Raw genomic sequence first — 14,484 nt, forward strand, 5'->3', positions numbered from 1 at the left:
TCCTGTACTCTCGGGCGCTCCAGGCGCCAGTAGTCAAACTTGAGGAGTTCGGGACCCCGTGACATCCCTCCCCGCGGTCACCTCCGCGCAGCTCTCCGCGCTCGCGCACTGTGCGGCCGTCTTTCTGCCGTCGGACCCGCCACGAGCCGGGCGGATCGCCTTCTGGCGGCCGGATGGCGGTCCCGTGGGGGACGCGTCGCTGGGCGTGGTGCTGCCGGATGACGACGGCGGGGTCTCGTGGTGTGAGGTTCCGGCCCTGGTGCTCCCGGTGGCCGACGCGGTGCCGGTGCTCACCCGGGCGCGGGCCGGGCGGGGCGCGCATCCGGCTGCCGCCTTCTGGGGGGCCGCGTCCGTACTGGCGCTGCAGCTCGCGGCTCGTGGGCGGATTCTGCCGGGGGTCAGTCCGGCCGGATACGACGCCTGGCGGCTGGGGCCGCTGGACCCGGCGGACCTGGCGCGGCTGCGTGATCTCGCCGCCGCGATGCCGCCGTACGCGCACGCCGTGCCGCTCCCGGACACCGACCCGTGGGAGCTGCCCGATCCCGAACGGCACGTCCGGGCCTTCCTCGACGCGGTGGCGGACGGGCTGCCGCGCTCCCCCGGTGCCGCGCTGGCCACCGGGGCGCCGGCCTTCGCGGTGACCGCTCCGCAGCACATCCCCGAACAGCGCGCCTGGGCCATGGAGGTGGCCGCGGGGCATGACGCGGGCGTGCGGATCTCGCTGCGGGTGGAGGTGCGCGGCGCGGAGGCGGAGGAGCTGAGTGGCTGGGACGGGCCGAGGGGCCCCGGTGGGCGGGGTGCGGAGGAGCCCGGAGGGGCCGGGGAGGCCGAGGAGGCTCCCTTCACGTTCCGGGCCGTTCTGCAGGTGCACAGCCTGACCGATCCGACGCTGGTCGGGGACGCCGCGGAGGTGTGGGCGGGGGCCTCGGCGGCGGGGCAGGCGTTCGGGGCGCGGGCGCGGCTGGACACGCTGCTGACGCTGCGCCGGGCGGCGGATGTCTGGGCGCCGCTGACCCCGTTGCTGTCCGCGGCGGTGCCCGATGCGCTGGAACTCGCCGATGAGGAGGTCGCCGAGCTGCTCGGTCCCGCCGCCGGGGCGCTGGCCGCCGCGGGGGTGCAGGTGCACTGGCCGAAGGAGCTGGCGCGCACCCTGACCGCGCGCGCCGTGGTGGGGCCGCCGGACGCGGGAGACGGAGACGGGGCGGAGGGGTGGGGCGCGGGGCTGCCGTCGCTGTTGTCGGCGGATGCGCTGCTGTCGTTCAGCTGGCGGTTCGCGGTGGGGGACCAGGCGCTCGACCGGGCGGAGCTGGACCGGCTCGCCGAGGCGGGGCGGCCGCTGGTGCGGCTGCGCGGTCAGTGGGTGCTGATCGATCCGGCGGCGGTGCGTGCGGCCCGGGACCGGCGGGAGCGCAGGGTCACGCCGCTCGACGCGCTCGGTGCCGCGCTCACCGGCAGTGCCGAGGACGGGGACGGCGGCCGGGTGGAGGTGGCCGCCTCGGGCTGGCTGGCCCGGCTGCGCGACCGGCTCGCCGACCCCGAGGGCGACGACAGCGCGACCGTGGGGCAGCCGGCGGCGCTCACCGCGACGCTGCGCGACTACCAGCTGCGCGGGCTCGGCTGGCTGCATCGGATGACCTCGCTGGGGCTGGGCGCCTGTCTCGCGGACGACATGGGGCTGGGCAAGACGGTCACGCTGATCGCCCTGCATCTGCACCGGCAGACCGTGCCCGCGTCGGCCGGCCCCACCCTGGTCGTCTGTCCCACCTCCCTCATGGGCAACTGGCAACGGGAGATCGAGAAGTTCGCGCCGGGTACACCGGTACGCCGGTTCCACGCCGGGCGGCGCAGTCTGGCGGAGCTCGCGGACGGCGAGGTCGTGCTCACCACCTACGGGACGATGCGGCTCGACACCGGGAAGCTGGCGGAGGTGGGCTGGGGGCTGGTCGTCGCCGATGAGGCGCAGCACGTCAAGAACCCCTTCTCCGCGACCGCCGGAGCGCTGCGGGCCGTGCCCGCCAGGGCCCGGGTGGCGCTGACCGGTACCCCGGTGGAGAACGGTCTGTCGGAGCTGTGGGCGATCCTGGACTGGACGACTCCGGGGCTGCTGGGGCCGCTGGGCCGGTTCCGTACGCGCTATGCGCAGGCCATCGAGGGCGGTGCGGCGGCGTCCCCGGAGGCGCGGGCGGCGGCCGAGCGGCTGGCCCGGCTGGTGCGGCCGTTCCTGCTGCGCCGCCGCAAGTCCGATCCGGGGATCGCGCCGGAGCTGCCGCCCAAGACGGAGACCGACCGTGCGGTGGCGCTGACCGCGGAACAGGCCGGGCTGTACGAGGCCGTGGCGCGCGAGGGGCTCGACGAGATCGCCGGGACGGACGGGTTCGCCCGCCGGGGGCTGGTGGTCAAGCTGCTCACGTCGCTCAAGCAGATCTGCAACCACCCCGCGCAGTACCTGAAGGAGGGTGTCCCGGCGGAGGGCGGCGGGACGACGGGAGCGGTGCGGATCGCGGGGCGTTCGGGGAAGGTCGAGCTGCTGGACGAGTTGCTGGACACCCTGCTCGCCGAGGAGGCGGGCGTGCTGGTGTTCACGCAGTACGTGCGGATGGCGCGGCTGCTGGAGGGACATCTGGCGGCGCGTGGGGTGCCCACGCAGCTGTTGCACGGCGGGACGCCGGTGGCCCGCCGCGAGGAGATGGTGCGGCGCTTCCAGGACGGCGAAGTGCCGGTGTTCCTGCTGTCGTTGAAGGCGGCGGGTACCGGGCTGAACCTCACCAGGGCCTCGCATGTCGTGCACTTCGACCGCTGGTGGAATCCGGCCGTCGAGGCGCAGGCCACCGACCGCGCCTACCGCATCGGGCAGACCCAGCCGGTGCAGGTCCACCGGATCATCACGGAGGGCACGATCGAGGACCGGATCGCCGACATGCTCGCCCGTAAGCAGCGGTTGGCCGATGCGGTGCTGGGGTCCGGCGAGGCCGCGCTGACCGAACTCACCGACGCCGAGCTGGCGGAGCTGGTCGCACTGCGGGGGAACGAGCGATGAACACGGGAGACGAGGGGCGGATGGATCGGGACGAGGGGGCTGTCGTGGCCGCTGAGCGGACGTTCGAGGCGCTGCCGGCGGCCCGTGGGCGGGCCTTCGCCCGGAGCTGGTGGGGGCAGGCGTGGCTGAAGGCGCTGGAGGACACCGCGCTGGACGGCGCGCAGCTGAAGCTGGGCCGTCGGCACGCGCGGGCCGGTGCGGTCGGCGCGGTGACGGTGCGTCCGGGCCGGATCACCGCGGTGGTCCAGGACGGTGACCGCACACGGCACCGGTCCGATGTGCTGCTGCAGGAGTTGAGCGCGGCGGAGTGGGACCGCTTCCTGGACATGGTCGCCGACCGGGCCGGGCACATCGCGGCGCTGCTGGACCGTGACATGCCCCCGGCCCTGGTCGAGGACGCCGCGGCGGCCGGGATCGAACTCCTGCCGGGCATCGGTGACCTGGAGCCGGAGTGCAGCTGCGGGGCGTGGGACCACTGCGCCCATTCGGCCGCCCTGTGCTACCAGTTGGCGCGGCTGCTGGACCAGGACCCGTTCGTCCTGCTGCTGGTGCGCGGCCGCGCCGAGCGGGAGCTGCTGGAGGAGCTGCCGGCACGCAGTGCGTCGCGGGCGGAGGGACCGGCCGCCGGGGAGGCGGGGGTGCCGGCGGCCGAGGCGTATGCGGCGCGCGACATTCTGCCGCCGCTGCCCGCACCGCCCCCGCCGGTCGACGCGCCGGGCGCCCCGCCGGTGCTCGGCGGCGGCACCCCGCCCGCGCCCGGGGTGGAGGTGGCCGCGCTGGAGTTCCTCATCGGGGACGCGGCGGCGCGGGCCCGGCGGATGCTGGCGGACGCGTCGGCCGAGGGGCATCCGGACGGTCCGCCGCCGCCCACCCTGACGCCTGCCCAGGATGCGGTGCGGATGGCGGCGGCCGGTGCCGGGGCGGCCATATCCGCGCGGCTGGCGGCCGGTTCGGGGCGTGACCCGCGGAGCATGGCGTCGGCGGTACGGGCCTGGGCGCTGGGCGGTGCGGCGGGGCTCGCGGCCCTGGAGGAGGAGTGGACGCCGGAGCCCGAGGTGCTGGCGCGGGCCACCGCCCGGCTGACGGCCGCGTGGGAGGACGACGGGGCCCGGCCGCGGCTGCGGGCCACCGGTAACCGCTGGACGGTGGTGGGCGGCGCGGCCCAGTTGCGCTACGGGCGGGACGGCCGCTGGTGGCCGTACCGCAAGGAGGGCGGGCGGTGGGAGCCCGCGGGGCCGGCCGCCGACGATCCGGCGGGCGCGCTGGCATGGTGGCCGGCGCAGGAGCGCGACGGGGGCGGGGCGGCCGGCCGCTGACGGCGGGCCGCGCGGTGCGGTGTGGGCCAATCCTGCCCATCCGGCTGCGCCGTGCCGCCGCGCGTGCTTCGCTGAGGCGATCCCCCACCGCCCGGCACGTCGCCCGCAGCAGGAGGACCAGTGACCGGCATCCCGCCGCACCCCACGTCGTCCGCGCCGCCCGCCCGGAACCCCGGCGCGACGGACAGCGCACCGCCCCTCCCGTACCACGAGGACCGCTCACCGGGCAGCGGGGCCCTGCCGCCCCGCGCCTGGTACGCGGACTCGGACGCCGACCGGATCTCGCTGCACGGCAGCTGGCGGTTCCGGCTCTCGGCGTCCGCCACCGCCGGCGACGAGGCGTTCGCCCGGCCGGACTTCGACGACTCGCTGTGGCAGGAGCTGCGGGTGCCCGGCCACTGGCCGCTCCAAGGGAGTTTCGCCGCCGAGGGCTCGTACGGGGGCGGTGAGCGGCCGCAGGCCGGCGGGGCGCCCACCTACACCAACACCGCCTACCCCTTCCCGGTCGATCCGCCGCGGGTGCCGGACGAGAACCCGACGGGCGATCACCGGCGCCTCTTCGACCTGCCCGAGGGGTGGGGGCAGGGGTCCGCCGTACTGCACTTCGGCGGGGTGGAGTCCTGTGCCCGGGTCTGGCTCAACGGGGTGGAGCTGGGCCACTTCAAGGGCAGCCGGCTGCCGCACGAGTTCGAGGTCGGGCCGCTGCTGCGGCCGCGCCGCAACGTGCTGGCGGTGCGGGTCCACCAGTGGTCGTCGGGCAGTTACCTGGAGGACCAGGACCAGTGGTGGCTCCCCGGTATCTTCCGGGACGTCCTGCTCCAGCGCCGTCCCCGGGGCGCGGTCGCCGACCACTTCGTGCACGCCGGGTTCGACCACGTCACGGGCCACGGCACCCTGCGGGTGGAGTGCACACCGGCCGGCCGGGTAGCGGTCCCCGCGCTCGGCCTGGATCTGGCGACCGGGGAGAGCGCCACGGTCCCGGTGCGTCCCTGGACGGCCGAGGAACCGCACCTCTACGACGGGGAGCTGGTCACCCCCGGCGAGCGGATTCCGCTGCGGATCGGCTTCCGTACGGTGTGTGTCGAGGACGGGCTGCTGAAGGTCAACGGCCGGCGCATCCTGCTGCGCGGCGTCAACCGCCACGAGTTCCACCCGCAATCGGGGCGCGCCCTCGACCCCGAGACGATGCGCCGCGATCTGCTGCTGATGAAGCGGCACAACATCAACGCGGTGCGCACCAGCCACTATCCGCCGCACCCCGCCTTCCTCGACCTGTGCGACGCGTTGGGCCTGTGGGTGGTCGACGAGTGCGACCTGGAGACGCACGGGTTCGCCCAGCAGGGCTGGCGGGACAATCCGGCCGATGACGCGCGCTGGGAGCCGGCGCTGCTCGACCGGGCCCGGCGGATGGTCGAGCGGGACAAGAACCACCCGAGCATCGTGCTGTGGTCACTGGGCAACGAGTGCGGTACGGGGCGCGGGCTGTCCGCGATGGCCGCCTGGATGCGTACGCGGGACCCGTCCCGTCCGCTGCACTACGAGGGCGACCGCGGCTGCGCCGACACCGATGTCTACTCCCGGATGTACGCCGACCACGCCGAGGTGGAGCGCATCGGGCGGCGCGCCGAGGAACCGCTGTCCGATCCGGAGCTGGACGCCCGGCGGCGGTCGCTGCCCTTCGTGCTGTGTGAGTACGCGCATGCCATGGGCAACGGTCCGGGCGGACTGAGCGAGTACCAGCGGCTGTTCGAGCGGTACGAGCGCTGCCAGGGCGGTTTCGTCTGGGAGTGGATCGATCACGGGCTGCGGCAGCGGACGCCCGCCGGTGAGGTGTTCCACGCCTACGGCGGGGACTTCGGCGAGGAGCTGCACGACGGGAACTTCGTCTGCGACGGCCTGGTGCTGCCCGACCGGGTGCCCTCCCCCGGTCTGCTGGAGTTCAAGAAGGTCATCGAACCGGTGCGGATCGAGGCGGCGTCGGACGACGGCGCGGGGCGCGCGGTCCGGATCACCAATCTCCACGACTTCGCCGGCCTCGGCCACCTGGAGTTCCGCTATGTCCACGAGGTGGACGGCGGGCCGCACGGTCACGGGTGGCTGGAGGTACCGCCGTTGGCGCCCGGTGAGTCGGCCGTGGTGGAGCTCTCGGAGCCGCCGTCCGACACGGGCGACGACGGAGAGGCGTTCTGGACGGTGCAGGCCGTACTGGGCGAGGACACCGCCTGGGCGCCCGCCGGGCACGAGGTCGCCTGGGGCCAGCTGCCGGCCGCGCCCCGCCCCGCCGCCGCGCCCCCGGCGGCGACCGTGGCCCCGCGCCGCGGCGAGGGCAATGTGCTCGTGCTCGGTCCGGGAACCTTCGACGCCACCACGGGAACCCTGGACTATCTGGACGGTGTGCGGATCGGCGGGCCCCGGCTGGACGTGTGGCGGGCGCCGACCGACAACGACGAGGCCGCGCCCTGGCAGCCGGAGGCCCGGCCGGCCACCGAGTGGCGGCGGCTCGGTCTGCACCGGATGCGGCACCGTGTCGATGCCGTCGAGACCGGCCCGGACTCCTTGGTGGTCCGCACCCGCGTCGCCCCGGCCGGCGGGCCGCTCGCGCTGCGCACGGTCTACCGCTGGACGGCTCACCAGGGCTTGCTGCGGCTGGAGTTGAGTGTCGATCCGGAAGGTGACTGGCCGGTTCCGCTGCCGCGGCTGGGGGTGCGGATGCGGGTGTGCGGCAGCCTGGGCCTCGCCACCTGGTTCGGCGGCGGGCCCGGCGAGGGCTATCCGGACACCCGGGCCGCCGCCCGGGTCAGCCGCTGGTCGATGCCGGTGGACGCGCTGCAGACGCCGTATGTCCGGCCGCAGGAGAACGGTGCGCGGCCCGGGGTGCGCTGGGCGGAGCTGACCCGTACGGACGGCTCGGGCCTGCGGATCGAGGGAGATCCGGACTTCTTCCTCACCGCCCGCCGGTGGTCGACCGAGGAGCTGACCGCGGCCCGCCACACCACGGATCTGCGGCCCGGCGAGGGCCTGTGGGTGCATCTCGACCATGCGCAGCACGGCATCGGCAGCCAGTCGTGCGGGCCGGGGGTGCTGCCGCGGCACCGGCTGGAGGTGGCTCCGGCGCGCTTCTCGTTCGTGTTCTCGTCGTTGCGCTGATCCACGAGCCGATCCGTGCGCCGGCGGCACCGCCCGGTCGGCGCACGGGCCGTGCGCACCGGTGCCGGCCAGGGCGTTCGCACCACCCGGGCACTACGCTCTCCGGTGAGGCGGGGAGACCCGCGCGTCCCGCAGCACCGAGAGGCCCGCACCATGGTCAGCACGTCCCCGCCGCTCGCCGACGCCCTCGCCGCGGGGCCGGTCGTCCTCGACGGCGGGCTGTCGAACCAGCTGGAGGCCGACGGGCACGACCTCGGCGACGCCCTGTGGTCGGCGCGGCTGCTGGCCGAGGAGCCGGAGGCCGTGGTGCGGGCGCATCAGGCGTACTACGAGGCCGGGGCGCAGGTCGCGATCACCTCCAGCTACCAGGCGACGTTCGAGGGCTTCGCGCGACGCGGCACCGGTGCGGAGCGGGCCGCGGAGCTGCTCGCCCGGAGCGTGGAGCTGGCCCGTGAGGCGGCCGGGCGGGCAAAGGCAGGCGGGGTCTCCGGTCCGCTGTACGTGGCCGCCTCGGCGGGTCCGTACGGCGCGATGCTGGCCGACGGCTCCGAGTACCGCGGCCGCTACGGCCTGTCGGTGGCGGAGCTGGAGCGGTTCCACCGGCCGCGGCTGGAGGTGCTGGCGGCGGCGCGGCCCGATGTGCTGGCGCTGGAGACGGTGCCGGACGCCGAGGAGGCCCGGGCGCTGCTGCGGGCGGTGCGCGGGCTGGGTGTCCCGGCCTATCTGTCGTACAGCGTCGCGGGGGACCGTACCCGGGCCGGGCAGCCGCTGGCGGAGGCGTTCGCGGTGGCGGCGGACGCCGACGAGGTGATCGCGGTGGGGGTGAACTGCTGCGCGCCGGACGACGCGGACCGCGCGGTGCGGACGGCGGCGCAGGTCACCGGGAAGCCGGTGGTGGTCTATCCCAACAGCGGGGAGAGCTGGGACGCCGCGGCGCGGGCGTGGTGCGGCAGCCCGGCGTTCAGCGCGGACCGGGTCGCCGGCTGGGCCGCGGACGGGGCGCGGCTCATCGGGGGCTGCTGCCGGGTCGGACCGGACGCCATCGCCGGGCTGGCGGCCGCGCTCGGCCGCTGACCGGCGGCCCGCGAGCGGGACCGGGCGGCGCCCGCCGGCCCGGACGCGGGCCGAAGGCGTTACACAGACGCAACCGAAGCGGCGGGGACAGAGCCCCGGGCCGGTGGCAGGATGCACCCACATCGCAGCATGCACGGCTTGGATGATCTGTATCCGCTCTGGAGGACCAGTGTCCGCTCGCTCCGCGTTGCCTGTCATAGCCGTCGCCACGGCCGTCGTCGTACTGGCGGGGTGCAGCAGCACCAAGTCCGACGGGAAGAAGGGTTCCGGCGGTCTGGAACTGGTCTCCTCGGGCACCCTGAAGACCTGCACCCACCTTCCGTACGCGCCGTTCCAGGTGAAGAAGGACGGCAAGGTCGTCGGGTTCGACGTGGACCTGGTGGACCTGGTCGCGAAGGATCTCGGCGTCAAGCAGGAGATCGTCAACACGCCCTTCGAAGGCATCGAGACCGGCCAGGACTTCACCATCCGCAAGTGCGACCTGGCCGCCGCGGGCATGACGATCACGCCGGCCCGCGACAAGGTCATGGATTTCTCCGACCCGTATTTCAACGCCACCCAGGCGCTGCTGACGAAGAAGGACAAGCCCTTCAAGAAGATCGAGGATCTCAAGGGCAAGAAGCTCGGCTATCAGAAGGCCACCACCGGCGGGATCTACGCCAAGGAGCACGGCAAGGGCGTCGAGCTGGTGGAGTTCGAGGACCTGGGGCTGCTGCTGACCGCCGTGAAGTCCGGCCAGGTCGCCGCCGGCATCAATGACAACGGGGTGCTCTTCGACTATGTGAAGCAGAACCCGGACACCAAGGTCACCGCGGAGTTCAACACCGGTGAGCATTACGGCATCGGTGTGCGCACCGGCAACGACGCGCTGCGCAAGAAGATCAACACGGCGATCAAGAAGGCGAAATCCGACGGGAGTTACGACCGGATCTACAAGAAGTGGTTCGGCACCACCCCGCAGAGCTGAGGCCGCCCGTCATGCCTGTGTCCAAAAGACAGCGCGCGCGGGCCATCCGCGGCGCGCAGTACGGCGTCCTGGTCGCCGCCGTGGTGGTCTTCGCACTGATCGCCGACTGGCACCAGCTGCGGCTGGCGTTCTTCGACGTCGAGGTCGCGAAGGCGCTCTTCCCCGAGATCATCACCACGGCGCTGGTGAACACCGTCCTCTACACCCTGCTCGGCTTCGGTTTCGGGCTGGCGCTGGGGCTGGTGCTCGCGCTGATGCGGCTCTCGTCGGTGCCGCCCTACCGCTGGATCGCGGTCACCTATATCGAGTTCTTCCGCGGTATCCCCTGTCTGCTGGTCTTCATCGCGCTCGGCTTCGGTGTGCCGCTGGCCTTCGAGGTCGCGCTCGACATGAACGTCACCGTGATGCTGTCGCTGGGCCTGGTGGGCGCGGCCTACATGGCGGAGACCATCCGGGCCGGTATCCAGGCCGTCCCCAAAGGGCAGACGGAGGCGGCGCGTTCCCTGGGCATGTCGCAGGGGCGGGCGATGGCCTCGATCGTCATTCCGCAGGCGTTCCGTATCGTGCTGCCGCCGCTGACCAACGAGCTGATCCTGCTGACCAAGGACTCCTCGCTGGTGTATCTGCTGGGTCTGTCCCTCACCCAGTTCGAACTGGCCAACTTCGGCCGGGACGCGCTCAATGAGCACAAGAGCCTGACCCCGATCCTGATCGCCGGGCTGCTCTATCTCGTGATCACCCTCCCCCTCGGACAGCTGGTCCGTCGGCTGGAGGCCCGTACGGCGAAGGCCAGGTGAGCGGCGTGACGACCGAGCAGGCGGCACCGGAGACGGTGGACACGAAGGCCATCGACGTCCAGGGCCTGCGCAAGGCCTTCGGGGAGCTGGAGGTGCTGCGCGGGATCGACTTCTCGGTGGCGCGCGGTGAGGTGGTGTGTGTCATCGGGCCCTCGGGGTCCGGGAAGTCGACCCTGCTGCGCTGTGTGAACCTGCTGGAGGAGCCGAGCGCGGGCCGGGTCGTGGTGGCCGGCACCGAGGTCACCGACCCGGACGTGGACATCGACCGGGTCCGCCGGCGGATCGGGATGGTCTTCCAGGCCTTCAACCTCTTTCCGCATCTGACCGTGCTGGAGAACCTCACGATCTCCCAGCGGCGGGTGCTGCGCCGCGACCGCACCGAGGCGGAGCGGATCGCCCGGGCCAACCTCGAACGGGTCGGGCTGAGCGACAAGGCGGCGGCCTATCCGGCGCAGTTGTCGGGCGGGCAGCAGCAGCGGGTGGCGATCGCGCGGGCGCTGTCGATGGAACCGGAGCTGATGCTGTTCGACGAGCCGACCTCGGCGCTGGACCCGGAGCTGGTCGGCGATGTGCTGGCGGTGATGCGGTCGCTGGCGCAGGAGGGGATGACGATGCTCGTCGTCACCCACGAGATGAGCTTCGCCCGGGAGGTCGCCGACCGGGTGGTGTTCATGGACGGCGGGGTGATCGTCGAGCAGGGCACCCCGGAGCAGGTGGTGGGTGCCCCGCAGCACGAGCGGACCAGGACGTTCCTGGCGCGGGTGCTCGATCCGGCGGCGGCCGAGGTCGGCGAGGTCACGGACAGCGGTGCGGCGGGCAAACGGGTGGACCGCTGAACGGGACGGAACTACGGGGCGCCGGGCCGCCCCGTAGTGGTCCGCCGGCCTTCGCGGTGGTTCAGGACAGCGGCTTGGTGAGCTTCTTGGTGCCGGTGCTGTTGCCCGTCAGGCTGCAGCTGACGGACTTGATGCCGAGCCGGTAGCCGTTGAGGTTGGGGTACTCGATATGGGTGCCCTCGGCGGTGCCTGCGGGCTGCCGGGCCGCCTTGCGCCCCAGCTCCTTGCGGCACAGCGCCGCCGCCTTGTTCTTGATGCCCGATTCGGTGGTGAGACCGGACCCCAGGCGGTGGAGGGAGACGACCTCGGCGTCGTGCGGGCCGTTGCAGGAGGCCTCGTCGTTGTTGGCGCTGTTGTCCGCCGGGCGGTCGTAGCAGTCGCCGACCTTCAGCAGATAGAAGGGGATCTTGCCGGCGGGGGGCGACGGGAGACTGCTCGCGAAGTCACTGTCGGTGGGGGCGCCGGTGGGCTCGTCCGTGGGCGTGGGCTCGTCGTAGGGCGTCGGGGACGCGCTCTCGGACGGGCTGGCGGCGGCGCTCGAACCGGACGGCTGGGCACGGTGGTTGCCGTTGTCGTCGCCGGTGTTCACCACGACCAGGGTGATGACGGCGGCCAGCACGATCACGCCGCCTCCGATGATCGCGGCGATGGTCTTGCCGTTGCCGCCACCGCCGGGCGGGCCGGGCGGCTGCTGCCATCCGCCGGGACCACCGGGGCCGCCGGGTCCGGGAGGGCCGTAGCCGCCCGCGGGCGGGCCATAGCCGCCGGGCGCCTGGTTGCCGCCCGGGGGCGGACCGTAGCCACCCGGGCCGTAGCCGCCGGCCGGCGGGCCGAAACCGCCCGGGGCGGCGTGGGGCGGCTGGTTCGGCTGGTTCGGCGGCGGCGGAAAGCTCATGGCGGAAATGATCGCTTCTTTACTTGGATTTACGGGACTCGGTGACCAACCTGGAACAATTCACGTCTGAAATGTCCGGACCCTGGGCACCGTTGGCGACAGACAACAAGCCAGCCTACGGCTCGGAGGTTTTCCTTGTTCACCGACCTTCCCCTGGAGGAGCTGCACGCGTACTGCCCGCCGCGTCCCGAGCCGGCCGGCTTCGACGCGTTCTGGCGGCGCACCCTCGTCGAGGCCCGCACCCATGACCTCGACGCGCGCTTCACCGAGGTCGATGCCGGACTCGCCCTGCTCCGTACCCATGACGTGACGTTCGCGGGCTTCGGCGGGCACCCCGTCCGCGGCTGGTTCCTGCTCCCGCGCGCGGCCACCGGGCCGCTGCCGTGCGTCGTGCAGTACCTCGGATACGGCGGCGGGCGGCTGTTGCCGCACGACTGGCTGCTGTGGCCGTCAGCGGGCTACGCCACGCTGGTCATGGACACCCGCGGCCAGAGCGGCCCCAACCGGCCCGGGGACACCCCCGATCCGGTCGGCTCCGGCAATCCGGGCGTACCCGGCAAGCTCACCCAGGGGCTGCTCGATCCCGACGGCTACTACTACCGGCGGCTGTTCACCGACGCGGTACGGGCCGTGGAGGCGGCGCGGGGACATGACGCGGTGGACACCGACCGGGTCGTGGTCGCCGGCCACAGCCAGGGCGGCGCCCTGGCCCTGGCGATGACGGGCCTGGTCCCCGGTCTGGCGGGGGCCCTGATCGACGCGCCGTTCCTGACGCACATCCGCCGCGCGATCGAGATCACCGACGCCGGCCCGTACGGCGAGCTCACCCGCTACTTCGCGGGGGCGCGCTGCCGGACCGACACCGCGCTGCACACCCTGGACCACTTCGACGGGCTGAACTTCGCGGCCCGCGCCACCGCCCCGGCGCTCTTCGGCACGGCGCTGCGCGACGACGTGGTGCCGCCGTCCACCGGCTTCGCCGCGTTCCATCACTACACGGGCGCGAAGGAACTGAAGATATGGCGGTTCAACGGCCACGAGAGCGGCGGCGGCGAGCAGCGGGCCGCCGAGATCGCGTTCCTGCGCGGACTGTTCCGCTGAGCGGCCCGGGTACGGCCCTCACACCGCCCCGAGCAGATGCTCCAGCGCCAGCTGGTCCAGATGCTCGAAGGCCATCCCGCGGGCGGCCGCCGCCTCGACGTCGAAGGTCTCGTAGGCGGTGGTGTCGGCGAGCAGACCGGCCAGGCCGTCCTCGGCGGTGGGGCGGGCCAGCTGGTCCAGGCGCGCGGCCCGCAGCGCGTCCTGGACGGCCGGGTCGGACCGGAACGCCGCCGCGCGCTCCTTGAGGATCAGGTAGTTGCGCATGCAGCCGGCCGCCGAGGTCCAGACACCGTCCAGGTCCTCGGTGCGCGGCGGCTTGAAGTCGAAGTGCCGCGGCCCGTCGTAGCCGGCCGTCTCCAGCAGGTCGACGAGCCAGAACGCGGACCGCAGATCGCCCGCGCCGAAGCGGAGGTCCTGGTCGTACTTGATCCCGCTCTGGCCGTTGAGGTCGAGGTGGAAGAGCTTGTCCGCCCACAGCGCCTGGGCGATGCCGTGCGGGAAGTTCAGCCCGGCCATCTGCTCGTGGCCGACCTCGGGGTTGACGCCGAAGAGGCCGGGGTGTTCCAGCCGCTCGATGAAGGCGAGGGCGTGGCCGACGGTCGGCAGGAGGATGTCGCCGCGCGGCTCGTTGGGCTTGGGTTCGAGGGCGAACCTCAGGTCGTAGCCCTGCTCCAGGACGTACTGGCCGAGGAGGTCGAAGGCCTCCTTCATCCGGTCCAGAGCGGCCCGTACGTCCTTGGCGGCGCCCGACTCGGCGCCCTCCCGTCCGCCCCACGCGACATAGGTGCGGGCGCCGAGTCCGGCGGCGAGGTCGATGTTGCGGAGCGTCTTGCGCAGGGCGTAGCGGCGGACGTCGCGGTCGTTTGCGGTGAAGGCGCCGTCCTTGAAGACGGGGTGGGTGAAGAGGTTGGTGGTGGCCATCGGGACGATCAGGCCGGTGGCGTCCAGCGCCCGGCGGAAGCGGCTGACGGCCGCCTCGCGCTCGATGCCGCCGGTGCCGAACGGGATCAGGTCGTCGTCGTGGAAGGTGACGCCGTACGCGCCGAGGTCGGCGAGGCGGTGCACGGTCTCGACGGGGTCCAGAGCGCGGCGGGTGGCGTCGCCGAAGGGGTCCCGGCCCTGCCAGCCGACGGTCCACAGGCCGAAGCTGAACTTGTCCCCGGGCGTGGGCTGACGGCTCATCGCGGCTCCCTCGATCATTTCGTCAGGGCACTTTACAAATTCTGCCGCGGCCAAACTAATATGCGGCAGCACGCCGGGGAACCCCCTGGAACGAGACCCTGGATGACGGGCCGCCGAGGGAGAGTGCACACG

At 73.4% G+C, this 14,484-nt stretch carries 10 protein-coding genes; 8 read left to right on the top strand and 2 right to left on the bottom strand.

The genetic code is table 11. From position 1 onward, the window contains the following. Positions 1-58 precede the first annotated feature (58 nt). The 7 genes from ACWC9R_RS02720 (at position 59) to ACWC9R_RS02750 (ending at position 11,174) form a co-directional block, all read left to right on the top strand. Complete coding sequence (locus ACWC9R_RS02720) at positions 59-3,037, top strand: DEAD/DEAH box helicase (protein ID WP_450728348.1); 2,979 nt, start codon at positions 59-61, stop codon at positions 3,035-3,037. Further along, a complete protein-coding gene (locus ACWC9R_RS02725) occupies positions 3,034-4,353 on the top strand; it encodes an SWIM zinc finger family protein (protein ID WP_450728350.1) in 1,320 nt (439 codons plus the stop codon). The genes ACWC9R_RS02720 and ACWC9R_RS02725 overlap by 4 nt, the downstream gene beginning before the upstream one ends. A 120-nt stretch (positions 4,354-4,473) precedes the next feature. Continuing rightward, the gene (locus tag ACWC9R_RS02730) at positions 4,474-7,500 is read left to right on the top strand and encodes a glycoside hydrolase family 2 TIM barrel-domain containing protein (protein WP_450728352.1); all 3,027 of its coding nucleotides are present in this window, start codon (positions 4,474-4,476) and stop codon (positions 7,498-7,500) included. Between the two features lie 153 nt (positions 7,501-7,653). Next, positions 7,654-8,574 (top strand): homocysteine S-methyltransferase, encoded by a 921-nt coding sequence (gene mmuM / locus ACWC9R_RS02735; protein ID WP_450728354.1) that lies wholly within the window; start codon positions 7,654-7,656, stop codon positions 8,572-8,574. A 169-nt stretch (positions 8,575-8,743) separates the two neighbouring features. Continuing rightward, on the top strand, positions 8,744-9,541 hold the full coding sequence (locus ACWC9R_RS02740; RefSeq protein WP_450728356.1) for a basic amino acid ABC transporter substrate-binding protein: 798 nt from the start codon (positions 8,744-8,746) through the stop codon (positions 9,539-9,541). Between the two features lie 11 nt (positions 9,542-9,552). Beyond that, positions 9,553-10,338: an amino acid ABC transporter permease gene (locus ACWC9R_RS02745; RefSeq protein ID WP_362606563.1), complete on the top strand. Its 786-nt coding sequence runs from the start codon at positions 9,553-9,555 to the stop codon at positions 10,336-10,338. Positions 10,339-10,343: 5 nt separating this feature from the next. Further along, positions 10,344-11,174 carry an amino acid ABC transporter ATP-binding protein gene (locus ACWC9R_RS02750; protein WP_450728358.1) on the top strand — a complete coding sequence of 277 codons (831 nt, stop codon included), beginning with the start codon at positions 10,344-10,346 and terminating at the stop codon, positions 11,172-11,174. A 61-nt stretch (positions 11,175-11,235) separates the two neighbouring features. Here the strand turns inward: ACWC9R_RS02750 and ACWC9R_RS02755 are convergent, their stop codons facing one another. Continuing rightward, the gene (locus ACWC9R_RS02755) at positions 11,236-12,069 is read right to left on the bottom strand and encodes a hypothetical protein (protein ID WP_450728360.1); all 834 of its coding nucleotides are present in this window, start codon (positions 12,067-12,069) and stop codon (positions 11,236-11,238) included. A gap of 135 nt (positions 12,070-12,204) precedes the next feature. Between ACWC9R_RS02755 and ACWC9R_RS02760 the strand changes: the two genes are divergently transcribed. Further along, positions 12,205-13,170, top strand: coding sequence for an acetylxylan esterase (locus ACWC9R_RS02760; RefSeq protein ID WP_450728362.1), 966 nt, complete (start codon positions 12,205-12,207; stop codon positions 13,168-13,170). 18 nt (positions 13,171-13,188) lie between these two features. Here the strand turns inward: ACWC9R_RS02760 and xylA are convergent, their stop codons facing one another. Beyond that, complete coding sequence (xylA, locus tag ACWC9R_RS02765) at positions 13,189-14,352, bottom strand: xylose isomerase (RefSeq protein ID WP_450728364.1); 1,164 nt, start codon at positions 14,350-14,352, stop codon at positions 13,189-13,191. Between the last annotated feature and the right edge of the window lie 132 nt (positions 14,353-14,484).

This window comes from Streptomyces sp. NPDC001219 (assembly GCF_053597915.1).

Excerpts from the sequence above, each read along its gene's own strand:
- mmuM (WP_450728354.1), top strand. The coding sequence starts at position 7,654 with ATGGTCAGCACGTCCCCGCCGCTCGCCGACGCCCTCGCCGCGGGGCCG.
- xylA (WP_450728364.1), bottom strand. The coding sequence starts at position 14,352 with ATGAGCCGTCAGCCCACGCCCGGGGACAAGTTCAGCTTCGGCCTGTGG.
- ACWC9R_RS02725 (WP_450728350.1), top strand. The coding sequence starts at position 3,034 with ATGAACACGGGAGACGAGGGGCGGATGGATCGGGACGAGGGGGCTGTC.
- ACWC9R_RS02755 (WP_450728360.1), bottom strand. The coding sequence starts at position 12,069 with ATGAGCTTTCCGCCGCCGCCGAACCAGCCGAACCAGCCGCCCCACGCC.
- ACWC9R_RS02745 (WP_362606563.1), top strand. The coding sequence starts at position 9,553 with ATGCCTGTGTCCAAAAGACAGCGCGCGCGGGCCATCCGCGGCGCGCAG.